Here is a 22,405-nt window from a genome sequence, read left to right on the forward strand (position 1 = left end):
TTGGAAATCAATATAAGGCATCCACAAGAGGAGACAGTCCGTTGCGCACACAAGTAGTCATCATCGGCGGCGGCCCATCCGGCCTGTTGCTCAGCCAACTTTTGCACCGCAAGGGCATTGATACCGTCGTGTTGGAACGCAAGACCCGCGACTATGTGCTGGGGCGCATTCGGGCCGGTATTCTTGAGGTTGGTTTCGTTGACCTGATGCGCGAGGCGGGCGTTGGCGCGCGGTTGGATCGTGAAAGCCACATTCACGACGGCACGGTCATCGCCTATGAGGATCAGGAATTTCGCATCGATTTCAAAGAGATGACAGGAAGCCATGTGGTGGTTTACGGCCAGACCGAAGTCACCCGCGATCTCTATGACGCGCGCGAGGCCATGGATGGCAAAGTGGTGTTCAACGCTGAGGGTGTCACGATTCACGAGGCGGATGGCGACGCGCCTTATGTGACCTATGAAAAGGATGGCTCCACCCATCGGATCGATTGCGAGTTTATCGCCGGGTGTGACGGCTTCCACGGGGTCAGCCGCCAGACCATCCCGCTGGACGTGCGGCGCGAATATGAGAAACTCTATCCGTTTGGCTGGCTTGGCGTGCTGTCGGAGACACCGCCGGTGCATGACGAGTTGATCTATTCCGGGTCCGAGCGCGGGTTTGCCCTGTGCTCGATGCGCAATGAAAACCTGAGCCGTTACTACGTGCAGTGTTCGCTGTCTGATACGCCCGAGGATTGGAGCGATGATGCCTTTTGGACGGAGCTGAAACGGCGGATTCCGAGCAAATATGCCGAGGCTTTGGTGACGGGGGCTTCGATTGAGAAATCCATCGCGCCTTTGCGCAGTTTCGTCACCGAGCCGATGCGCTGGGGACGGTTGTTCCTTTGCGGCGACGCGGCCCATATCGTGCCGCCAACCGGGGCCAAAGGGCTGAACACGGCGGCGAGCGACGTGCATTACCTCTATAACGGTCTGGTGCAGCATTATCACGATGGTGACAGCCATGGCATTGATACATATTCGGAAAAAGCGCTGGCGCGGATTTGGAAGGCCGAGCGGTTCAGCTGGACCACCACCAATCTGCTGCACCGTTTCCCGGATCAAAGCGAATTTGATCTGAAGATGCAGTTGGCGGATGTGAATTTCCTGCGCGACAATGTGAATGCGCAAAAGGTCTTTGCCGAGAACTATATCGGGCTGCCTTATTAGAACGCATCCAGTTCAATTGAAGTCGCTGTAACGACCGGGCGTAACAGAGGTTCGCACCCGACACCGAGGGCGGGTCGGCGTTCTGGGTGACCGGGTATTGAGCTAAACACCGTTGCAGCGAGTTGAAGCCTAGGATTGAATTCGCACCCGCCCTGGGGGGCGGGGTCGGGTGCGAACCGGATCGCAAGCGATCCGGGGAAACATCACAGGCAACCCTTTGTTTTTAGATGAAAGATCGGGATCTCCTCAATCAAACATCCGCAGCTCAAGCCCTCGGCGTTGCAGTTCATCCCGGACGGAACCGGCGATTTGTACGGCCGTTGGGGTGTCGCCATGCAGGCAGATCGTGTCGATGCGGGTTGGGATGCGTGCGCCGCTTTCGGCGATGATCGCCCCGGCCTCGACCATATCGGCGATGCGCGGCGCGGCGATGGCCGGGTCGTGGATCACCGCGCCGGGCAAGGCGCGGTCGACCAGCGTCGCATCATCATTATAGGCGCGGTCGGCAAAGATTTCGCAGGCAATCTTGCAACCCAAGGCCTCGGCGGCGCGTTGCTGCGCCGTGCCTGCCAGCACCATGACGATCAGATCAGGCGCGACGGACATGGCGGCGCTATAGCAGGCGCGGGCCATGGCCTCGTCCTCGGAACACATATTGGCCAGGGCGCCGTGTAGCTTCAGATGGCGCACCTCGCCCCCGGCGGCACGCGCCATGGCCTGGGCTGCACCGATTTGATAGCGCACCAGATTGCCCAGCGAGGCGTGGGAAAAGCCCATCCGTTGGCGGCCAAACCCATGCAGGTCGGGAAAGCCCGGATGCGCGCCGATCCCCACCCCTTTGGCCACGGCCTGCGCCATGGTCTCGGCCATGACATCCCAATCACCGGCGTGAAAACCACAGGCGATATTGGCTGAGGTCACGATGTCCAGCAGAGCGGCATCATCACCCTTGCTCCAGGCCCCATAGCTTTCGCCCATATCGGCGTTCAGATCGACACTGCGGCTCATGGCAAATCCTCCTTAGACATATTCTTCGTTGCCAGCGATCACACCGCTGATCAGTTGGTAAGAGAGCAGGTTCGCGATCTTATGCGGGTCCCGGATCAGGGGGCGCAGGCGCTGCCTGAGACCGGCGCGATAGCTTGCCTGAGCTTGCTCGATCTCGACCGCCTCTTCGAGCGTGACAAAGCGGAACCGCAACGGCGCGCCGGGCGCGGCTTGGGCAACGCGGGCCAGATCGGTGGGCAGAACCGTGCCGATGCGGGGATAGCCGCCGGTGGTCTGGCATTCCGTCATCAGCACAAAAGGCGTGCCATCGCCGGTGATCTGGATGTCACCGGGCATGATGGAATCCGAGACGATATTGCGCCCGTCCTCTGCCGCAAAGCCGGTTGTGGAGGGGTTGAGGCGCACGCCCATACGGTTGGCGCGGGCGTCTTTGATCAAGGCTTCGGATTGAAAGCGCGCGATCTCATTTTCGGCAAAAAGCGGGGTTTGATAGCTGGCCACCATGCGGATCTCTGTGCCGGTCAAGCGATCATCCCGCTCAAGGAAATGCCCGGTCTCGCCGCCGCTGTCAGCATTGACGCGCAGGGTATCGCCCGCTTGCAAGGCACGGCCCAGCCCGGCGGCAAGATGAGCGGCGACCGAACCAAGCTCGGCCGCGCCGGAGATGCCGCCAGCCAGATGCAGATAACCGTAACAGCCTGTTATCGCGGGACCAATAGACAGGCGCGCGCCAGCGGGCAGCAGGTGGCTGGCATTCCAAACCACCGGAGATCCGTCGATCGTGGCACGCATTTCCGCCCCGGTCAGGGCGATGCGCATATCTTCGCTGGCTTCAAATTCGCCGCCCATGCCCATCATTTCCAAGGCGGGCAAAGTATCGGGCTGGCCCAGCAGGGCCGCCCCTTCGCTGAGCGCCAGACGGTCGGCGGCCCCGCCGCGCGAAACGCCTTCGCCGATATAGCCAAGCCGCCCAATATCCTGGATCGTCACCGCCGGACCGATGCGATGCGTCGTCAATGTGCGGCTCATGACAGCACCTCGGAGGTTGCGCCACCCATCGGATCGGTTTGCATATTTGCCAGCTCTTCGCGAGACATGGCGTGGAACATCACCTCATCCCCCGGACGCAGCATGAACGGATCAGCGGCGCGGGGTTGGTAGAGTTTGACGGCGGTTTGCCCGACCTGTCGCCAGCCGGTCTGGGCCTGCACGGCAAACAGGACAAGCTGGCGGATGGCCACGACCAGTGCGCCCTGGGGAATGTCCTTGGTCAACTGGCTTTGGCGCGGGATGTCCCAGGCCTCGGGCAATTGACCGAGATAGGGCTGACCGGGGGCAAAGCCGATGGCCTGAACGCGGGTGCGCGCCGAGGTCAGAGAGGTGACGGCCTCCTCCGCGCTCATGCCGGCGGCGGTGGCGGCCTCCTCCAGTTGCGGGGCAAGATCGGTGCCAAAGACCGCCGGGATGCGCCACAACCGACGCCCGTTCGGCAGGTCTGAGGCGTACCAATCCTGCGATTGCAAGAGCTGCTCGAGCTTGGCTTGCAGATCCGCATGGGGCAGATGCAGCGGGTCAAAATTCAGACAGACCGAGATCAGCGAAGACGAGACATCTTCGATCCCGTCCCAGCCCTGCGCCTTGACAGCGGCGGCAAAGCTGAGCGCGGCCCGGTTGGCCGGTTCGCTGAGGCGGTCGTCGAAACTGACCAGCATCCCCGTCACTCCGGCGGTGCGGATGACAGGAAAGACGTGTTTTTGCAGGGTCTGGGTCACATCCGCTCCGGCAAGTAGGTCACGATGGCTGGGACTAGAGTGATGACAACCAGAGCGACAATCATCAAGACAAAAAACGGCAGGGCCGCGCGGGCGACTGTCAGAATGTCCCGGCCTGTGAGGGATTGCAGCACAAAGAGGTTGAAGCCAACGGGCGGGGTGATCTGGGACATTTCGACAACGATGACGAGGAAGATGCCGAACCAAAGCGGGTCGATCCCGGCCTGAAGCACCATGGGCATGATCACCGAAGCGGTCAGGACCACGACGCTGATCCCGTCGAGGAAACAGCCGAGCACGACAAAGAACACGGTGAGGGCGGCGAGCAGGACAAAGGTCGAGAGGCCCAACGATCCGATCCATTCCGCCAGCACGCGCGGGATGCCGGTAAAGCCGATGGCAACGGTCAGAAAGGACGCGCCCGCCAGGATAAAGGCGATCATGCAGGAGGTGACGGTGGCCGACATAAGCCCGTCACGAAAGCTTTCCCAGCTGAGCGTGCCCGAGCGCCAGGACAGCAGCAGAGCCAGAACAACCCCCACGGCGGCGGCATCGGTGGGCGAGGCAATGCCCGCATAGATCGAGCCGATCACACCGGTGATCAAAAGAACAACCGGCAACAGGCGGCGCGAGCGTTTCAGACGCTCGGCAAAGCTGACGCGCATGTCCTCAAGCGGCAGGGATTTGCGGTTGAGCAACGCCCAGATCACCACATAGCCGACAAAGAGGCTGACCAGCAGCAGACCCGGCAGGACTCCGGCCACAAAGAGCCGCGCGATGGATTGCTCGGTCGCGACACCATAGACGATCAGGATGATCGAGGGCGGGATCAGCAGGCCCAGCGTGGCGGACCCGGCCAGGGTGCCGATGACCATCTGTTCGGGATAGCCGCGCTTGGCCAGTTCGGGGATCGAGAGTTTGCCAATGGTGGCGGCGGTGGCGGCAGAGGAGCCGGACACGGCGGCGAAAATCCCGCAGGCAAAGACATTCACATGCAAGAGCTGCCCCGGCAGGCGGTTCATCCAGGGTGCGAGGCCGGTGAACATGTCTTCGCTCAGGCGCGAGCGGAACAGGATCTCGCCCATCCAGATGAACAGTGGCAAGGCGGCCAGAGCCCAGGAATTGCTATGACCCCAGAAAGTCGTGGCCATGACCAGACCCAAAGGTGCGTTTGAAAACAGGGCCATGGCGGCAACGCCCACACCCAGCAGCGAAAAGGCCACCCAAAGGCCCGAGCCAAGAAAGGCAAAGAGCAGAACCAGCAGGATCAGCGAAAGTACAGCGATTGACATGATGGTCCCCTATTCGCTCAGCAGGTTGTCGCCTTTGCCATCCCAAGAGGCAGGCTGCCCCCGGAAAAGCGCAACGAGTTCGTCAGCCAGGGCCAGAGTCAGGACAGCCAGACCAAAGGCGACCGGGGTTTGCACGATCCAGAGCGGCACAGAGACCATACCCGAGCTTTGATCACCAAACTCATGAGATTCCAGAACCAAAAGGCCCATATACCAGGTGGCATAGGTGCTCATCCCCAGGGCGATGATCACGGCGATGATTTCGACTACACGACGGATGGGCGCGGCAAGGCGCGAGGTGATCAGCGTCACGCGAATATGCCCCCCGGCCCGCAAAGTGTAGGCCAGCGCCAGAAAGCTGGCGGTGGCCAGAAAAAACCCGGTGAAATCGGCATAAGACGGGATGGTCAGCCCAACCCCCTGCCCGGTGAATTTGATGGCGATTTTGTCGATCAGGTTCAAAACGACCTGTATGGCGACGATCACGGTGATGCCGGTGATGAACAAAGCCGCCAGCCCCCCTGATGCGCGATAGATGAAATCCAATGCTGCTCTCATATCCTGCCCTCCCACAGGTTTGGCCGGCGGGGTCGCCCCCGCCGAACCGGTGTCGTGTTACTGCTGATAGGCCTGCAACAGCGCCGAACCGCTATCGCCTGCTTTGGCTTTCCAATTGTCGAGCATCTGCGCGCCGATATCTTTCAGGCCGCTCATCAACTCTTCGCTGGGGGCCACCACGGTGATGCCGTTTTCCTTGAGAACGGCGATCTTGGCGGCGGTTTCTGCCTGACTCATCTCCCATCCGCGGGCCTCGGCCTTGGCGGCGGCCTCAAGCACGGCGGCCTGGGTGGCTTCGTCCAGACGCATGAAGGAGCGTTTGTTCACCACGACGATGTTTTTGGGGATCCAGGCCTGAATATCGGTGTAATGGCTGAGGAAATCCCAGGCTTTGGAATTGGCCCCGGTGGAGGGTGAGGTGATCATCGCCTCGACACGGCCAGTGCTGAAAGCCTGTGGAATGTCAGGCACTTCGACCTGGGTTGGCGCGGCACCGGCGAGGTTCACAAACTCTTCCAATGTGGCGTTATAGGTGCGGAATTTCAGGCCTGCGAGATCGGCCACCGAGGTGATTTCCTTGGTCGTGTAAAGGCCTTGCGGCGGCCATGGCACCGCGTAAAGCGCCATCAAACGCTGTTCGTCCAAGAGCTGGTCAATGACCTCTTTCTGAGCGGCCCAAAGCTTTTCGGCTTCGCCGTAATTGGTGGCGAGGAAGGGGAGTGAATCCACACCAAACGCGGCGTTGTCATTGGCCAGAAGCGAAAGGAAAAATTCGCCCGCCGGCACCTGACCGCTGCGCACGGCCTTGCTGATTTCGGGATGTTTAAAGAGCGACCCGGCGGAATGCACCTTGATCTCGAGCGCGCCGCCGGTGGCCTCGGCCACGTCTTTGGCGAATTCATGGATATTGGCAGTGTGGAAGGTCGCATCCGGGTACGGGGTCGGCATATCCCAGCTTTCGGCGCTGACCTGAGATGTCAAAGCGGCCACGGCAATCGCCGCCCCGCCAAGCAGTTTCGTCATGAACATCTTTTTTCTCCCTGTGTTCAACTTCGCAAATCATTTCAAAAACACTTACAATTTGTCAACGTTTTTTAAATGTATTCACAGCGTGCTGTGACAGCCGGGAAGTCGTTGGATTTTCAGAGTGTTGCGACGGTGGCGATGTGTTTTGGCATTTACCAAGCTTGAGAAAAATTATCGTTCATGCATAAATTCCCGGCAACACATCAGCGTTTTGCCAACAAGAAAAGCCGATTATGACCAAGAAAACCGCCGCCTCTCCGCCTGCCGATTCCCGCCGCATCGTGTCATCGCGCCATCTGGCCGAGGGCGAAGGGTGGGAAATGTCGGAATTTGAGTTCGGGCTGATCATCGTGTCCAACGCCTTTACCCGCTGGGTCACGCGTTGCATGGCGGCGGCGGGGCACCCGGATCTGTCCTCGCTCGAAATCCTGATCCTGCATAATGTCAACCATCGCGGCCGCGACAAACGCCTGTCTGACATCTGCTTTCTGCTCAATATCGAGGACAGCCATACGGTGAATTACGCGCTGCGCAAGCTGATGAAGGCGGAGCTTCTGGTTTCGGACAAGCGCGGCAAAGAGGTGTTTTACAGCGTGTCGGACAAGGGGGCGGAGCTGTGCGACGCCTATCGCACGGTGCGCCAGCAATGCCTGCTGAACGGGTTGGACATGGATGAGGAGACCGGCGCGGATTTCCGCGAGATCGCGCGCAAGCTGCGCGCGCTTTCGGGGCAATATGACCAAGCCAGCCGCGCGGCGGCGTCACTATAGGGGGCGGAATGCGCTTTTTCTCGACCAAGTCGCGCGCGCCCGAACTGGGCCCCTACCCTTTGGAGCGGTTGAAACGGCGCGGTGATGTGCCGGATCTCTCTGCCCTGCCCGGCTTTGAAGCCTTGGATTTCAAGCGGCTGGACACGCCGCATTCGCTGGTCAACGCCATGGGCGCATATCAGGCGATGATGGATGTGATCCGCGACGGGCGGCGCAATGCCAGCCTGTCGGATGTGCCGGAACATCCGGGCGAGCGGGCGCGGCATATGAAGGCCTTTGGCTATTTTCAGGATGCCTCGATGATGGGGATCTGCAAGATTGCGCCCGAGGCGCGGTTGGCGCAACCCATACGCAACCCGGATATTGACGCGCTGGCGCAGGATCTGCGCAGCAAGCAGACCAAGACGCTGGCCTCGGGCATTGATGTGATCATGGCGGAGCTGAAGGAAAGCGCCGCCACGCCTTTGGGGGCGATGGGTCATCACAGCCATGCGATTGTGATCCTGCAAGAACATCACCGCGCCCCCGATCCGGATGAGCCGGGCGCAGAGTGGATTGGCGATGCGCAACACCACCGGGCGGCGCTGCGCGCGACGGAAACGGCGGTGATCCTGGCCAACTATCTGCATTTGCTGGGTTTTGATGCGCGCGCCCACAGCATGACCAGCAGTGATCTGGATTTGACGCGGCTCTCTGTCGCCGCCGGGCTGACCTTTGTCGAAGGCACCTGCGCCTTTGCGCCGTTTCTGGGGGCGGATTACAGTCTGGCGGTTGTCAGCACCGATATGGAGCTGGCGCTGGACCGCCCGCTGGCCCCATTGGGGGAGCAACAATTGGGGCTGGCCTGGCAGATCGGCTATGGCAGCAGCAAGAGCGCCTTGAACCGCGACCCCTATGCCAAACGGGATTATGTGGAGGGGGCGATGCCGTTTGAAAAGCTGAAACGGGTCGATCAGCCCACCACCTATATGGATGAGGCGCGCATTCCGCGTGTGCCCAAGCGCACCGATATGTTTGCCCGCAGCCAGTTTGGCGATATGGGCAAGACCCAGCAGCAGGCGGCCACGGGCGGGTTTTACGCCCGCAAAAGCGCCCATGCGTTTGCCCAGCGCCGCGCGCTTGGGGCCTTTGTGCTGTTGCAGGATGGCGCGCCTGTTGGCGACAGACCGGCACAAACGGATGCACAGCGCAATGCTGAGAATGTCAAAGCAGCAAGCTATTTTCTGGGCGTTGATGCGGTGGGCCTGTCGCGCTGCCCTGATTGGGCCTGGTACAGCCACGATGCCACCGGCGCCCCGATTACCCCGCCCCATGACAACGCTATTTCGATGATTGTCGATCAGGGCTTTGAGACCATGGAGGGGGCTTCGGGTGATGATTGGATTGCGGTGGCGCAAAGCATGCGCGCCTATCTGCGCTTTTCACTGCTAGGCGGGGTGATCGCCCAACAGATCCGCAATCTGGGCTATAGCGCCAAGGCGCATTCGGTGATGGACGGCGATGTGTTGCAGCCGCCTTTGCTGTTGCTGTCGGGTCTGGGTGAGGTCAGCCGGATTGGTGAGGTGATCCTGAACCCGCTGCTTGGGCCGCGGCTGAAATCCGGGGTGGTGACCACGGATATGCCGCTGGCCCATGACAAGCCGATTGATTTTGGCCTGCAGAATTTCTGTGAAAACTGCAACAAATGCGCGCGCGAATGCCCCTCGGGGGCGATTACGGCCGGGCCAAAGACCATGTTCAACGGCTATGAGATCTGGAAAAGCGACAGCCAGAAATGCACCACCTATCGCATCACCACCCAAGGCGGGGCGATGTGTGGGCGTTGCATGAAGACCTGCCCGTGGAACCTGGAAGGGGTGTTTGCCGAAAAACCGTTTCGCTGGCTGGCCTCGAACTTTCCTGCTGCGGCTCCGGCCTTGGCCTATCTGGATGACGCGGTGGGCCATGGCGAGATCAACCCGGTCAAGAAATGGTGGTGGGATCTGGAGTTAAAGGAGGATGGCGGCTATCGCGCGCCGGCGGCTCCGATCAATCACCGCGCCTTGCAAAAGGATCTGGACCTGAAGTTTGAGGATCAGACATTGGCGGTTTACCCCGCCGACCTTGCCCCTTGGCCCTATCCCTACCCGTTCCCGATGGATCGCGAGGCGGGGATCAAAGCCTACCAGGAGATGATCAGCGCAGCGGAATATCAGCAGCGGCTGGCGCGAGGCGACACCGAAGGGCTCGCCCATGAGCGCCCGGATTTTGCCGATGCGCCGGTGATCATGGCGCGGCTCTCCAAGGTCGAAGCCATGGCGGGCAAAGTGACCAAGTATGAATTCCAGAGCTGGGATGGCAGCCCCCTGCCCGAGTGGAGCGCGGGCGCGCATTTGGATGTGGTCGTCGCCCCGGAATTCCTGCGGCAATATTCCATGTCGGGCAATCCGGCGGATCGCGCGACCTATCAGATTGGCGTGTTGCGCGAAGATGACGGGCGTGGCGGGTCAAAGATGCTGCATAGGATCTTTGACGAGGGGCGGCGGGTGTTCATCTCAAAACCCATCAACCATTTTGAGCTGAGTGAGGATGCCAGCAAAAGCTTTTTGATGGGGGGCGGGATTGGCATCACGCCGATGATCGCCTTTGCCCATCGTTTGCACGCCTTGGGCAAGGCGTTTGAGCTGCATTATTCCGCACGCCGCGCGGATGAGGCTGGCTATGTGGCTGATTTGAAAGCGATGCCTTGGGCGGACAAGGTGCATCTGCACTTTTCCGATTTGGGGAGCCGGGCCGATCTGGATCAGATTCTGGGTGGGTATCAACCCGGTTGGCATGTGTATACCTGCGGGCCGGATCGCTACATGCAGGCGGTGATTGAGACCGCAACCGCACAAGGGTTTCCCGATGAGGCGCGGCATTTGGAGTATTTTTCGACCCCGGAACAGCCTGAATATGAGAATTATGCCTTTACCGCTGTGCTGGCCCGGTCCGGGCAGGAAATCACGGTTCGGGCAAATGAAACACTGGCGGATGCGCTGATTGCGGCAGGGCATTCGGTGGATGTCAAATGTGCCGATGGGATATGTGGGGTGTGCAAATGTGGTGTCTTGGCGGGCGAGGTCGAGCATCGCGACTTTGTCCTGTCCAATGCCCAGCGCCGGGATCAGATCATCACCTGCCAATCCCGAGCGGCCAAACCGGATGGGAAGATCACCCTCGACCTGTGACCAAGGGCCTACATCCCATCCATAGAACGCATGCACCGATCCACCAAAGCACCGGGATCGAGAACCAGAATCGGGGCCGATTTGTTGCCGGACACCTCGTGATGCAGGCAGCCGACCACATCATCCACGACGCGTTTGGACGTGCCTTGCCGATCCATCGGCTGAAGCTCGGCGATATTATCCTCGGTTGTCATGATGATTTCATCGACCGAGTCGACCAAAATCCCGTATTTGGTGTCGTCGCAGTTAAAGATCAGGATCTTTTGGTTCAAAGTCTCTTCGGCTGGCATGCCGTATAACACGCGCGGATTCAGCAGCGTGATCAATTCGCGGCGCAGATTGATGATGCCCTCGACAAAATCCAGCTTATAAGGCGGATCAAGCAGCGTGTCCGGCTTGTTGATCACTTCGCTGACGCAGGATGTTTCCAGGGCAAAAGGCTTGGCAATCGAAAAGCGGATATAGGTCCGGCGCGCGGCCCCTTTGGCTTGCTTTTCCTCTTGTTCTTCTTTGGGCCCGCCGGGGGGATAGATCTCTTGGCAGGCCTTTGCGGTGGCAACCAACAGCTCATCCGAACGCAGCCGATCCTGATCCAACATCATGACGATCTGACCATCGCCGTTGACAAGGCAGCCACTGACGAAATCGCTGCGTGGCAGGGCCAGTTTGGCGAATGGCAGGATCTCATCCTCGTAATAGGACATGATATTGTCGATCGAAAACACCATCAGGCCAATCGGCCCGTCCGCCGTTTCGATCACCAGCATCTTGCGTTCTTTGGGAACCGTCTGCCCCAGTCGATAGACGGCCCCATCCCCCATGAAGCCGCGAAAGTCGACGACGGGCAGGATGACACCGCGCAAATTCGTGGTGCCAATCACATTGCCATGGGCAAACAGCGATTGATCCACATCCGGCATCTCGCGGATCTCTTTGACATAGCGCAGATCCAGCGCACAGCAGGTGTGACCGGTCTGAAAAGAAATACAGTTGTAGCGCTTGCCGCGCGAGGCTTTGGCCTGGCTTTCGGTCGAAATGTTGTTGGTGCGCGGCACACGTTCCAAGCTGAGCAACTCGTAAGGGTCCAGCACCTGAACCAGACGGTCGCCATTGTCGAATTTCAGCACACCTTCGATGACAACATCCTTGATGCCGTCGCCTTTGGGCTGAAAATCCACACGTGCTGCATCATAGCCGCTAAGCACCTCGCCGGTTTTGTCAAACAGCAGCCCGATACACAGATCCCCGTGTTCGATGATGGCCACCTTGCGCGATTTGGTTCCTTCGAGCTCCGGGAATTCAAGCAGGCGGCGCAAATCGATCACCGGAATAATCTTGCCCCGCAGGTTGAACAAACCCAGCATAAAGGCCGGGGAAAGCGGGACCGGTGAAATATCCATTGGCTCATTCACCACTTCCTGCACGGCGGAGACCGGAATGGCGAATTCGCTCTCATCAATGGTGAAAGATCCGTAGATTTCGGACTTGCCGGACTGTTTGGCCAAATTGGCTTTGGCGGTCTTGCCCGGCACCGGCGCGTCAGCCATCTGGTCGGACGGCATGTCGTTCTGCGGTTTTTCCTGCTTGGGCAGGTCATTTGAATCCAACATCATGAGGTTACTCCCAATCGTGGAATGGCGGAAACGGTGAAATCGCCGCTGGTGCAATCGATGGTGACTTGCCGCCCCTGCATGCCGCCCACGTCTTCGAAAATGTTGCGCATCCCGGCCTCGCGCAGCGCCTTGTAGGCAAAGGTCGCATTGATGTTTCCGACCAGCCGTTTCGGGTCCGCATCCTTTGGCATGGTCATATTGGCCCCACCCACGACAATGGCCTGCATGCGGCGCATTTCCTTTTTGTCGAGATCCATCAGGTGTTTCAGCGAACGGATCGCCTGATCCACATGACGCCCGCCAATCTCGCCATCATCCTTGCCGGAATTGGACAAGAGGCAATGCGCCAGACCAAACACCCCTTTTTCAGGGTTCAAGATGCCAAGCCCGATGCAAGACCCGAGAATGGCGTTCAAGGATTGCCCCGGCTTGCCGATCTTGACCTGCCCGATTTGGACATGGATTTTCTCAACATCACTCATCAGCGGGCCGCCCAGTGCCGAGGACCGGCCGATAGATAATCGGGAGAACCTGTTCAAACCCGGTGTCTAGATTGGTCAGCGTTTCGCTTTCGCCAATATACAAGATCCCTTCGGGGCGGATCTGGTCCCGCACATGGTTCAGGATGGTTTCCTGATCCTCTTTGGTAAAATAAATCAAGACGTTACGCAAAAAGACAACATCAAAACTGCTGGTGCTTTTCAGCCGCTCCAACAGGTTGTGCAGTTTGAATTTCAAACGTTTCTTGATCGCGGGATCGGCCTGGAACCCATCCGTGTCATTGCCGATCATATGTGTTTTGAACAGGTCAGGCTTGGCCTTTTGAAACCGCGCGATAGCGCGACCTTTGTAAAGCCCGGTTTCGGCAATGTCCAAAACCCGCGAGGACACGTCGGTACCCAGAACCGAATATTCGAACCCCTGGTGTTTCTGACGCAGATCTTCGAGCAGGACCCCGATTGTATGCGCCTCTTCTCCGGTGGAGGCCGCCGCCGACCAGATTTTGAGCGGGCGGGCGTGGCGGGCTTTCAGGAATTTCGGCACCACCTCGTTTTCGAAATGCTCCCACACGCGCGGGGTTCGGTAAAAATAGGTTTCGTTGGTCGTGACCCGGTTGGTCAGTTCCTGCATTTCGCCCGGGTTATTGACCAGGCCAGAAATGTAGGAACTGAAATTTGGGGCATCAACCTCTCTCAGCCGGCGGCGCAGCCGGCTGAGGAGCATGGATTTGCGGTTTTCGCCAATCGTAATACCGGTATTTTTGTGAACAATCGCCCGCAGTTTGGCGAATTCGCTGTCACTCATTTCAATGTCGGAATCCAACATGGCAAAACCCTCTCTCTATATCTTAGTCAGCAGCCAGCTTGGCGACTTCGGATTTGAGGCTATGCGCCCCAGCATTGAGTTCCTCAGTCGCAGCTGCAATGGCATCCGCTGAAATCACCGACTGCTCTGACGCATCCACGATGGTCTGAATGGCCTCGGACACATCGCGCGCCGCGGTTTGCTGTTCATTGGCCGCCACAGAGATTTGCGAGATCGAGTCGGTGGTGTCAGAAATCCCGGTCAGGATCTTCTCAAAGGCCGCCCCCGCTTCGCGAGACACATCGCTGCCCATTGCAACCCGCTTGACCGTTTCATTGATCAGCTTGCTGATTTCCTTGGTCGATTGCGACGAACGTTCGGCCAGTTTGCGCACCTCATCAGCCACAACCGAGAAGCCCAGGCCATGTTCCCCGGCGCGGGCCGCTTCGATAGCGGCGTTAAAGGCCAAGAGATTGGTTTGGCTGGCGATTTCGCTGATCGTCTTGACGATTTCGCTGATTTCCTCAGAGGAGGCATTGATCAGATCCATCGCCTCGATGGAGCGCTCAATGGCCTTGGCCCCTTGATCCGCTTCGGATTTGGTTTTCTGGGCGATTTCGTCAGAATGGTTGCTGTTCTGGGCAATCGCGTCAATCGAGGCGCTCAGCTCTTCGACAGAGGCGCTGATTTCCTCGGTGGTGCAGCCCAGGCTTTGCGCCCCAGCGGCCACGGATTGCGCCTGATCCGACAAATCGGTGGACATGCCCGCAAATTCATTTGCGATGCGCGTCACCTCTTTTTCGACATCTTTGGCGGCGGTGATGTCCGTGGCGAATTTCACAACCTTGTAAGGATTGCCATCCGCGTCAAAGATCGGGTTATACGAGGCGTTAATCCAGACCTCTTTGCCCCCTTTGCCAAAACGCTTGTACTCCCCGGCGGAGAATTCACCCGATGCCAAATCGGCCCAGAATTTCCGGTAATCCGGCGACGCGGTATATTCCGGATCGCAGAACATGCGGTGATGCTGGCCTTTGATCTCATCCAGGGAATAGCCCACGGTCGCCGTAAAGTTTTCATTGGCGGTGATGATGGTGCCATCCAATTCGAATTCGATCATAGCTTGCGCCCGGCTGATCGCAGCCATTTTGCCGTCCTGTTCGGCTGAGCGCATCTTTTCTTCGGTGATATTGGTGGCAAATTTCACAACCTTATAGGGGTTGCCATCCGCATCGAAGATCGGGTTGTAAGAGGCGTTGATCCAAATCTCATCGCCGCTTTTGCCAAAGCGTTTAAATTCACCTGCAGAGAATTGCCCTGACGCCAAATCTGCCCAGAACTGGCGGTATTCGGGCGAGTTGGCGTAGGTCGGATCGCAGAAGATGCGGTGATGTTTGCCTTGGATTTCCTCAAGGGAATAGCCAACTGTCGCAGTAAAGTTCTCATTGGCGGTGATGATCGTGCCATCCAACTCGAATTCGATCACTGCCTGAGCGCGGTCAATCGCGGCCATCTTGCCCGCCTGTTCGGCGGCCTGTTGCTTAGCCTCGGTGATATTCGTGGCGTATTTGATCACTTTGACCGGGTTGCCCGCGGCGTCGAAAATCGGGTTATACGACGCGTTGATCCACACCTCGTTCCCGGATTTATCAAAGCGCTTGAATTCGCCGGACTTGAGCTCTCCCTTGGCCAGGTCGGCCCAGAACTGTTTGTACTCGCTCGACTTTGCATAGTCGGGATCACAGAAGATCCGGTGATGCTGGCCCTGAATTTCGTCCAGCCCATAGCCCACTGTCGCGGTGAAGTTTTCATTCGCGGTGAGGATCGTGCCATCCAGTTCGAATTCGATCACCGCCTGAGCGCGATCAATCGCGGCCAGCTTGCCTGCATTATCGGCGGCGCGGTTTTTTTCTTCGGTGATATTGGTGGCAAATTTCACAACCTTGTATGGCTTGCCATCGGCACCAAGGATCGGGTTGTACGAGGCGTTGATCCACACCTCTTCCCCGCCTTTGCCAAAGCGTTGGAATTCGCCCGTGGAAAACTCGCCCATGGCGAGCTTCATCCAGAAATCATGATAATCATCCGATTTGGCATAGGCCGGATCGCAGAACATCCGGTGATGTTTGCCTGCGATCTCGTCCAAAGAATAGCCGACGGTCGCCAAAAAATTTTCATTGGCGGTGATGATCGTGCCATCGACTTCGAACTCGATGACGGCCTGCACTCGATTAATTGCGTCAACAACGCCCTGCAGATCGGCGTTGTCCTGTACGTCCTGAGACGCAGCTGCTGTTTCTTTCGCACCCATGGTTTGCCTCACATTGATAAAACCCCGCCGACACTGTGAGACTTGCGGATTAACAGGGGGTTTTCAGAAACGGGGGCAGGTTTGGCAAATTGTGTGCAATTGACTGAGGTGGTTTAGAAATGGCGCAGAATCCAACATAAACATCTGTAAATAAATATATTTTCCCCGATTGAGCGCGTTAATACCGGTTTAACCAACCCCTTCGATTTTCTTAGGATCACTGGCCTCAGCCCAGAAAACCGATAAATCAGATGTCACTTTTCACCCGTCACCACCCCAAGCCGCCGCGTCGCGCCGTCAATATGCAGCGCCATGGCCTGGCGCGCGGCCTTCTGATCCTGGGTCGCAACGGCCTCAAGCACACGTTCGTGCTCTGTGATGGTGACGTCCAGCAGGTCACCTTGGCCATAGACGTCGCGCGTGGCGCGGGTGGTTTCCTTTAGCCGGGATGAGAGGTAATCAACGATGGTTGCCAGATAGGAATTGCCCGTCGCCGTAGCCAAGCAGCGGTGAAATTCGGCATCCGCCTCAATAAGTTGCTCGTCAAAGCTCGGACGGGCGCGCATGTGATCCAGCGCTGTTGTCAGCGCCTCAAGATCCGATGGGCTGCGCCGTTGGGCGGCGATCCCCGCCGCGTCAATCTCTAACAATCCGCGCAATTCGAACAGATCGGCCAGGTTATCCTTGCTGGTCAAGGCGGCCATATCCACCCGGAAGGTCGCCCGCGCCGACGGGGGGTTAACGACCGCGCCGCGCCCTTGCTTGGTATTGATCACCCCATCCGAGCGCAGCCGCGCAATCGCCTCGCGCACCACATTGCGGCTGACGCCAAAGAGGTCGGCCAGCGCGGTTTCCGTGGGCAAAAGATCACCGGGCTGCAGTTCACCCGCAGAAATCTGATCCATCACCTGCCGGGCAATCAGATCCGGTAAATAGCCGCCGCGCCGAATTTCCTTGAACTGAGCCACGTATCAGCCCCTTTGTGTCTGCGCCCGCTAGGGGTTTGCCGTTTCTTGCACCGCAATCACCTTGATCCCCTTGCGTGAGGTTACAAGGTCAATCCCGGTTGCAAAGTCCTGCAGCGCGATGGAGTGGGTCGCAATTGGCAGTGGATCGATGCGGCCCTGTTCAATCAGAGAGATCACATCCGGCCAGATGCCTGGACTGCCCAGCGCGCCTTTGACAGACAGATCATTGATAACAATCTGATCCAGATCGAAATCATTTAGCTTGCGCCCGCCAAACAACCCCTGCAAGACCACGCGACCGCCGGGCACCGTATTGACGATGGCGGTGCTGGCGGCATCCGGGACACCGGTCGTTTCGATAGAGACATCCGGTTGGCCAAAATGCTGCGACAGCTCTGCCGCCACATCCTGATTGAACGCATCAATCACCAGATCCGCGCCCAGTTTCGCCGCAAGCGCCAGCCGGTCTGGCGTGGCCCCGATCACCGCGATCCGCTTGGCCCCGAACTCTTTGGCGACCAGCAGCAAAAGCAAGCCAATCGGCCCGTCACCGTAAATCGCCAGCTTGTCCCGCGGCGTGACCTGCCCCGCTTTGACACCGTTAAAGGCAATGGCGGTGGGTTCGACCATGGCGGCTGCCCTGAGGTCCACCTGTTTGGAGATTTTGTGCAGAAACGCAGCCGGAAACAGCATGTATTCCGCAAAAGCCCCGTCCCGGTTCAGAATGCCGGTTTCGGTGCGGGACAGGCAGCGATGGTAATTGCCGGATTTGCACAGATCGCAGGTGCCGCAGGACACACAGCATTCGCCAACCACATGGTCGCCAACCTCGAAGCCGGAAACGGCGGCTCCGAGGCTGGCAACTTCCCCCACCCATTCGTGACCGGGCACAACCGGGTATTGCGCCATGCCACGGGTGAAGTAAGCCATTGTTCCGTCTAATATTTCCACATCCGTTCCGCAGATACCCGTGGCCCGAACCCGGATGAGGACTTCGCCGGGTTCGGGATCGGCCAGCTCGATTTCCTCGAGCCGAACATCCCCTGCGCCATGGATGCGGATGGCTTTCAAATGGATCTCCCTTTTGGGGCACGCGTTGCGCGAATCCCGCCTTGGGCCAAATACTAGCATATTGCCCGATTGTTGGACAATCGAGTTTTAAGCGTTATTGTTCGGAGACGGGCGCAGGAGCAGGGCCGCAAATTCGCCACCCTGAACCCGGCGCAATCCAGACCACGGCAAGGGTGAGATCATGAGCTTTCTGTCCGAATCCGAGCAACAAGGAACATGGTTGGGCCGTGTCTGGCGGCCTGACTATCAGGGGCCCTGTGTCGTCACGCTGCGCGATGGCGAGGTGGTCGATATCACCTCCCGCACGGCCCCGATGGTACGCGATATCTGCGAAATGGACACCCCTGCCGCTTATGTTCGCACCGCCCCTGGTGACGTTATCGGCACGTTGGGCGAGATCTGCGCCAATCCTGTCGGATCGGAGGCGGCGCATTTCCTGGCCCCTTGTGATCTGCAAACGATCAAGGCTTGTGGCGTGACCTTTGCCCGCTCCATGGTGGAACGGGTCATCGAGGAACGCGCCGCCGGCGATCCGCTACAAGCCGAGCAGATCCGCGCACGGGTTGGCGATGTGATCGGTGACAGCCTGCGCAACATTGAGGCCGGGTCAGACGAGGCGGCCAAAGTCAAAGAGGCGCTGATCCAAGAAGGGCTTTGGTCGCAATACCTTGAGGTTGGGATTGGCCCGGATGCCGAGGTGTTTTCCAAGGCGCAGGTTTTGTCAGCTGTCGGCCCCGGTGCCCAAGTCGGGCTGCACCCGATGTCCAACTGGAACAATCCCGAACCGGAGGTGGTTTTGACCGTATCCTCGCAAGGGCGCATTGTCGGCGCGTGCCTTGGCAATGATGTCAATCTGCGCGATGTCGAGGGACGTTCAGCGCTTTTGCTGTCCAAGGCCAAGGACAACAATGCCTCGGCCGCGATTGGCCCCATGATCCGCCTGTTTGACGACAGCTATGCGCTGGATGATGTGCGCAAGGCCGAGCTGGATTTGCGGGTCGAGGGGCGCGATGGCTATGTGCTAGAGGGGCATTCCTCGATGTCCGAAATCAGCCGTGACCCCGAGGATTTGGTGCGCCAAACCCTTGGCGCGCATCACCAATATCCGGATGGGCTGATGCTGTATCTTGGCACCCTGTTTGCCCCCACCGAGGATCGCGATGTGCCCGGCGAAGGCTTTACCCATAAGCTGGGGGATGTGGTGACAATCTCCGCGCCGGGGTTGGGAAGGCTGACCAATGAGGTTCAGCTATCAACCAACTGCCCGCCCTGGCGTTTTGGCCCCAGTCACCTGATGCGCTATCTCGCGGGGCGTGGGTTACTTTAGGATAGGCTGTTGAAACGGCTCAGATTGACGCCAAAAGTCATCATTTTGGCGCGATCCGCAAATTGCAAACCGTCAGCATTGCTTTAGATTTTTCACCAGCGACCAGTCCAGCCATCAGGAGAGCCCGATGAAATTCACCGTCAATGGAACAGAGCATGAGGTGAGCGTCGAAGACGACATGCCGCTTCTGTGGGTCCTGCGGGACGAATTGAACATCACCGGCCCGAAATATGGCTGCGGCATCGCGCAATGCGGGGCCTGTACGGTGATGCTGGACGGGCAGGCCGTGCGCTCTTGTCAGGTGACAGCGGATGAGCTGGAAGGCACCGAAGTCACAACAATCGAAGGCCTGGGCACGCCAGATGCGCTGCACGCGGTTCAGGCGGCCTGGGTCGAACATCAGGTGGCGCAATGCGGCTACTGCCAGTCGGGTCAGATCATGCAGGCCGCGGCGCTGCTGGATATGAATGATGACCCGTCCGATGAGGATATCGATCAGGTCATGTCGGGCAATCTCTGCCGCTGTGGCACTTATCCCCGCATCCGCGCTGCGGTCAAAACCGCCGCCAAAACCCTGCAGGAGGCGTAACCCATGCCCAGTCTTGGTAAAATCGCCCGCCGCACATTCTTGATCGGCTCGGCCGCTATCGCCGGGGGCGTCGCCTTTGGCGTCTATGCCGCGCAGCGTCCCTTTGCAAACCCGAACCTGGATGACCTGCCCAAAGGCTCGGCCAGCTTTAACCCTTGGGTGATCATCGACAGTGACAAGATCACCTTGATCGCCACCCATGCCGATAAAGGTCAGGGGATCTTTTCCGCGCAGGCGGCGATGATCGCCGAAGAGCTGGATGTCGATCTGGATCAGGTCGAGATCAGCTTTGGTGTGCCGGACAAGGCCTATTACAACCGGGCCGCCATTGATGTGATGGCGGGCTTTCCGATGTATGATAACAGCCCGACGGCGGAAACCGTGCGCGGCTTTCTGGGCGGGATTGTCAAGCTGGCTTTGCCTTTGATGGCCACCGGCGGATCCTCGGCGGTGCCTGACAGCTATGACAAGCTGCGTCAGGCCGGGGCCACCGCGCGAGAGACGTTGAAACTGGCCGCATCACAGCAAAGCGGCGTGCCGGTGGAGCAGTTGAAAACCGAACGCGGCGCGGTGATCCTGCCTGATGGGAGCGAAATCGCCTATACCGCGCTGGCCGGTGCGGCTGCCGGGATCACCCCCATGGCGGATATCCCTTTGCGCGATCCCAAGCAGTGGCGCATTCTGGGCAAGCCGATGGAGCGGGCCGATATGGTGGAAAAATCCACCGGCACCCTGACCTATGGCATCGATTTTCGCACCGAGGGCATGTTGCATGCCACGATCAAGGTGAACCCGCGTCAGGGCGGTGCCATGGTGGGCTTTGATGCGTCCGAGGCCGAGGGAATGCCCGGTGTCAAAAAGATTGTTGAAATCACCGGCGGTGTCGCGGTGATCGCCGACAACACCTGGCGCGCCATTCAGGCGGCTGAGGCGATCGAGTTTGATTGGGGCGAGGCCCCCTACCCCGCCGAGCAAGACGCCCATTGGGAGCTGCTCTCCAATACCTTTACCGACGCGCATCTGAACGCCGAGGCACGGGTTGAAGGGGATGTCGAAGCGGCCGAGGGCGAAGAAGTGGTTGGCGAATACCGCTCCCCCTACATCGCGCACGCGCCCTTGGAACCGCTGAACGCCACAATCCTGGTGGGCGAGAACCGGGTTGATATCTGGACGGGCCACCAGATCCAGCAATATGTCGAACAATTCGTGGCCGAGATCACCGGCGTGGATCAGGAAAACGTCCATCTGCACAATATGTTCATCGGCGGCAGCTTTGGCCATCGGCTTGAATTTGACTTCGTCAAACAAGCCGCTGAAATCGCCAATCAAATGCGCGGCACCCCCATCCAGATGACCTATTCGCGCGAAGAGGATTTTGCCCATGACTTTCCGCGCCACATCACTATGGGGCGCGGGGTAGCAAAGGTCAAAGATGGCAAGGTCACCGCGCTGGATATACAAATTGCCGGGCAATCGGTGATGCGCTCCCAGATGGGCCGCATGGGGATGAGCCTGCCAGGGCCCGACGCGCAACTGCATGAGGGCGCATGGGATGCGCCCAACTTTAACCTTCCCAATCTGCGCGTGCGCTCCTATCGCACCGAAGCGCTTGCGCCCGTATCCTCGTGGCGGGCCGTTGGCGCGGGGCCAAATGTGTTCATCTACGAGACCCTGTTGGATGAGGCGATCCACAAGGCGGGTGCCGACCCGCTGGCCGAACGCATCCGCCTGATGGGGCATGAACCCTCGGTCAAGGTGCTGGAAGCAGTTGGCGAGATGTGTTCCTGGACCGGCCCGAATATCGGTGAAGGGCGTGGACGCGGTGTCGCCTATGGGTTCTCTTTCGGGGTGCCGGTGGCGACGATTGTCGAGGTCACGGCAACTGACGCTGGCATCAAACTCGACAAGGCCTGGGTGGCGGCGGATGTCGGCAAGGTGATCGATCCGGTCAACCTTGAGAACCTCGCCCAGGGTGGGACGATCTTTGGCTTGGGTCATGCGATCAATTGCGAGATCACCTATGCGGATGGCATGGCCGAGCAAACCAATTATCATGATCACGAGGGCATGCGGCTCTATCAATGCCCCGAGATCGCATTCCGCCCCTTGGAAATCGGGACCAAGATCCGCGGCTTTGGCGAACCTCCCATTCCGCCATCCGCCCCGGCGCTTGGCAATGCAATCTTTGCTGCAACCGGCCAGCGCATCCGCGAAATGCCGTTCTACAAGCATATCGATTTCGTCTGAGACAAGTTAGGGTCAGGATGCGTTGATTTGGTGCCACTGGCGCAGGAAGGGCAAAAAAGCAGTGGTTTTGGACGCGCAGGAACTGGCAGGGTCAATTTCAAGCGGTCAAGGCCGCTGCTTTGCAGCGC

At 58.9% G+C, this 22,405-nt stretch carries 18 protein-coding genes; 6 read left to right on the forward strand and 12 right to left on the reverse strand.

The genetic code is table 11. From position 1 onward, the window contains the following. Positions 1-41 precede the first annotated feature (41 nt). Entirely contained in the window at positions 42-1,211 is a 1,170-nt protein-coding gene (pobA, locus tag CLV87_RS16740; RefSeq protein WP_099247204.1) for a 4-hydroxybenzoate 3-monooxygenase, read from the forward strand. Positions 1,212-1,457: 246 nt separating this feature from the next. Here the strand turns inward: pobA and CLV87_RS16745 are convergent, their stop codons facing one another. Genes CLV87_RS16745 through CLV87_RS16770 form a run of 6 tightly spaced genes read right to left on the reverse strand, consistent with a single transcriptional unit; the run spans position 1,458 to position 6,870 of the window. Further along, positions 1,458-2,219 carry a LamB/YcsF family protein gene (locus CLV87_RS16745; RefSeq protein ID WP_099247206.1) on the reverse strand — a complete coding sequence of 254 codons (762 nt, stop codon included), beginning with the start codon at positions 2,217-2,219 and terminating at the stop codon, positions 1,458-1,460. A 12-nt stretch (positions 2,220-2,231) separates the two neighbouring features. Next, the gene (locus tag CLV87_RS16750; RefSeq protein WP_099247208.1) at positions 2,232-3,248 is read right to left on the reverse strand and encodes a 5-oxoprolinase subunit C family protein; all 1,017 of its coding nucleotides are present in this window, start codon (positions 3,246-3,248) and stop codon (positions 2,232-2,234) included. Further along, positions 3,245-3,991 (reverse strand): 5-oxoprolinase subunit B family protein, encoded by a 747-nt coding sequence (locus CLV87_RS16755; RefSeq protein WP_255301728.1) that lies wholly within the window; start codon positions 3,989-3,991, stop codon positions 3,245-3,247. The genes CLV87_RS16750 and CLV87_RS16755 overlap by 4 nt, the downstream gene beginning before the upstream one ends. Continuing rightward, on the reverse strand, positions 3,988-5,283 hold the full coding sequence (locus tag CLV87_RS16760) for a TRAP transporter large permease (protein ID WP_099247209.1): 1,296 nt from the start codon (positions 5,281-5,283) through the stop codon (positions 3,988-3,990). Before CLV87_RS16760 ends, CLV87_RS16755 begins: the two co-directional genes overlap by 4 nt. Positions 5,284-5,292: 9 nt before the next feature. Continuing rightward, positions 5,293-5,841 carry a TRAP transporter small permease gene (locus CLV87_RS16765; RefSeq protein WP_099247211.1) on the reverse strand — a complete coding sequence of 183 codons (549 nt, stop codon included), beginning with the start codon at positions 5,839-5,841 and terminating at the stop codon, positions 5,293-5,295. 57 nt (positions 5,842-5,898) lie between these two features. Then, positions 5,899-6,870 (reverse strand): TRAP transporter substrate-binding protein, encoded by a 972-nt coding sequence (locus CLV87_RS16770; protein ID WP_099247213.1) that lies wholly within the window; start codon positions 6,868-6,870, stop codon positions 5,899-5,901. A gap of 230 nt (positions 6,871-7,100) precedes the next feature. Between CLV87_RS16770 and CLV87_RS16775 the strand changes: the two genes are divergently transcribed. Then, positions 7,101-7,637 (forward strand): winged helix DNA-binding protein, encoded by a 537-nt coding sequence (locus CLV87_RS16775; RefSeq protein ID WP_099247214.1) that lies wholly within the window; start codon positions 7,101-7,103, stop codon positions 7,635-7,637. Between the two features lie 8 nt (positions 7,638-7,645). Then, positions 7,646-10,846, forward strand: a complete 3,201-nt coding sequence (locus tag CLV87_RS16780; protein ID WP_133840817.1) for a reductive dehalogenase — start codon at positions 7,646-7,648, stop codon at positions 10,844-10,846. Between the two features lie 8 nt (positions 10,847-10,854). On the opposite strand, the gene CLV87_RS16785 is transcribed toward CLV87_RS16780, so the two are convergent. The 6 genes from CLV87_RS16785 to CLV87_RS16810 all read right to left on the reverse strand — a co-directional run bounded on the left by CLV87_RS16785 (position 10,855) and on the right by CLV87_RS16810 (position 18,114). Further along, complete coding sequence (locus CLV87_RS16785; RefSeq protein ID WP_099247218.1) at positions 10,855-12,459, reverse strand: chemotaxis protein CheW; 1,605 nt, start codon at positions 12,457-12,459, stop codon at positions 10,855-10,857. Next, entirely contained in the window at positions 12,456-12,941 is a 486-nt protein-coding gene (locus CLV87_RS16790; RefSeq protein WP_099247220.1) for a chemotaxis protein CheD, read from the reverse strand. Before CLV87_RS16790 ends, CLV87_RS16785 begins: the two co-directional genes overlap by 4 nt. Next, the gene (locus CLV87_RS16795) at positions 12,934-13,785 is read right to left on the reverse strand and encodes a CheR family methyltransferase (protein WP_099247222.1); all 852 of its coding nucleotides are present in this window, start codon (positions 13,783-13,785) and stop codon (positions 12,934-12,936) included. The genes CLV87_RS16790 and CLV87_RS16795 overlap by 8 nt, the downstream gene beginning before the upstream one ends. A gap of 22 nt (positions 13,786-13,807) precedes the next feature. Further along, positions 13,808-16,075 carry a methyl-accepting chemotaxis protein gene (locus CLV87_RS16800; RefSeq protein WP_099247224.1) on the reverse strand — a complete coding sequence of 756 codons (2,268 nt, stop codon included), beginning with the start codon at positions 16,073-16,075 and terminating at the stop codon, positions 13,808-13,810. Between the two features lie 254 nt (positions 16,076-16,329). Beyond that, a complete protein-coding gene (locus tag CLV87_RS16805; protein ID WP_133840818.1) occupies positions 16,330-17,043 on the reverse strand; it encodes a FadR/GntR family transcriptional regulator in 714 nt (237 codons plus the stop codon). Between the two features lie 27 nt (positions 17,044-17,070). Continuing rightward, entirely contained in the window at positions 17,071-18,114 is a 1,044-nt protein-coding gene (locus tag CLV87_RS16810) for a zinc-dependent alcohol dehydrogenase (protein ID WP_166652774.1), read from the reverse strand. Between the two features lie 181 nt (positions 18,115-18,295). On the opposite strand from CLV87_RS16810, the gene CLV87_RS16815 reads away from it, so the two are divergent. The 3 genes from CLV87_RS16815 to CLV87_RS16825 all read left to right on the forward strand — a co-directional run bounded on the left by CLV87_RS16815 (position 18,296) and on the right by CLV87_RS16825 (position 22,277). Then, the gene (locus CLV87_RS16815) at positions 18,296-19,441 is read left to right on the forward strand and encodes a fumarylacetoacetate hydrolase family protein (RefSeq protein ID WP_099247230.1); all 1,146 of its coding nucleotides are present in this window, start codon (positions 18,296-18,298) and stop codon (positions 19,439-19,441) included. A gap of 127 nt (positions 19,442-19,568) precedes the next feature. Continuing rightward, on the forward strand, positions 19,569-20,030 hold the full coding sequence (locus CLV87_RS16820) for a (2Fe-2S)-binding protein (RefSeq protein ID WP_099247232.1): 462 nt from the start codon (positions 19,569-19,571) through the stop codon (positions 20,028-20,030). A gap of 3 nt (positions 20,031-20,033) precedes the next feature. Continuing rightward, positions 20,034-22,277, forward strand: a complete 2,244-nt coding sequence (locus CLV87_RS16825; protein ID WP_099247233.1) for a xanthine dehydrogenase family protein molybdopterin-binding subunit — start codon at positions 20,034-20,036, stop codon at positions 22,275-22,277. Positions 22,278-22,405 lie beyond the last annotated feature (128 nt).

The sequence above is a fragment of the Pelagimonas phthalicica genome (genome assembly GCF_004364805.1).
GTDB lineage: Bacteria > Pseudomonadota > Alphaproteobacteria > Rhodobacterales > Rhodobacteraceae > Pelagimonas > Pelagimonas phthalicica.

Bases quoted from the DNA above. Each gene is read 5' to 3' on its own strand.
- CLV87_RS16745 (WP_099247206.1), bottom strand. From the start codon at position 2,219: ATGAGCCGCAGTGTCGATCTGAACGCCGATATGGGCGAAAGCTATGGG.
- CLV87_RS16750 (WP_099247208.1), bottom strand. From the start codon at position 3,248: ATGAGCCGCACATTGACGACGCATCGCATCGGTCCGGCGGTGACGATC.
- CLV87_RS16760 (WP_099247209.1), bottom strand. From the start codon at position 5,283: ATGTCAATCGCTGTACTTTCGCTGATCCTGCTGGTTCTGCTCTTTGCC.
- CLV87_RS16765 (WP_099247211.1), bottom strand. From the start codon at position 5,841: ATGAGAGCAGCATTGGATTTCATCTATCGCGCATCAGGGGGGCTGGCG.
- CLV87_RS16770 (WP_099247213.1), bottom strand. From the start codon at position 6,870: ATGTTCATGACGAAACTGCTTGGCGGGGCGGCGATTGCCGTGGCCGCT.
- CLV87_RS16775 (WP_099247214.1), top strand. From the start codon at position 7,101: ATGACCAAGAAAACCGCCGCCTCTCCGCCTGCCGATTCCCGCCGCATC.
- CLV87_RS16780 (WP_133840817.1), top strand. From the start codon at position 7,646: ATGCGCTTTTTCTCGACCAAGTCGCGCGCGCCCGAACTGGGCCCCTAC.
- CLV87_RS16785 (WP_099247218.1), bottom strand. From the start codon at position 12,459: ATGATGTTGGATTCAAATGACCTGCCCAAGCAGGAAAAACCGCAGAAC.
- CLV87_RS16790 (WP_099247220.1), bottom strand. From the start codon at position 12,941: ATGAGTGATGTTGAGAAAATCCATGTCCAAATCGGGCAGGTCAAGATC.
- CLV87_RS16795 (WP_099247222.1), bottom strand. From the start codon at position 13,785: ATGTTGGATTCCGACATTGAAATGAGTGACAGCGAATTCGCCAAACTG.
- CLV87_RS16800 (WP_099247224.1), bottom strand. From the start codon at position 16,075: ATGGGTGCGAAAGAAACAGCAGCTGCGTCTCAGGACGTACAGGACAAC.
- CLV87_RS16815 (WP_099247230.1), top strand. From the start codon at position 18,296: ATGAGCTTTCTGTCCGAATCCGAGCAACAAGGAACATGGTTGGGCCGT.
- CLV87_RS16820 (WP_099247232.1), top strand. From the start codon at position 19,569: ATGAAATTCACCGTCAATGGAACAGAGCATGAGGTGAGCGTCGAAGAC.
- CLV87_RS16825 (WP_099247233.1), top strand. From the start codon at position 20,034: ATGCCCAGTCTTGGTAAAATCGCCCGCCGCACATTCTTGATCGGCTCG.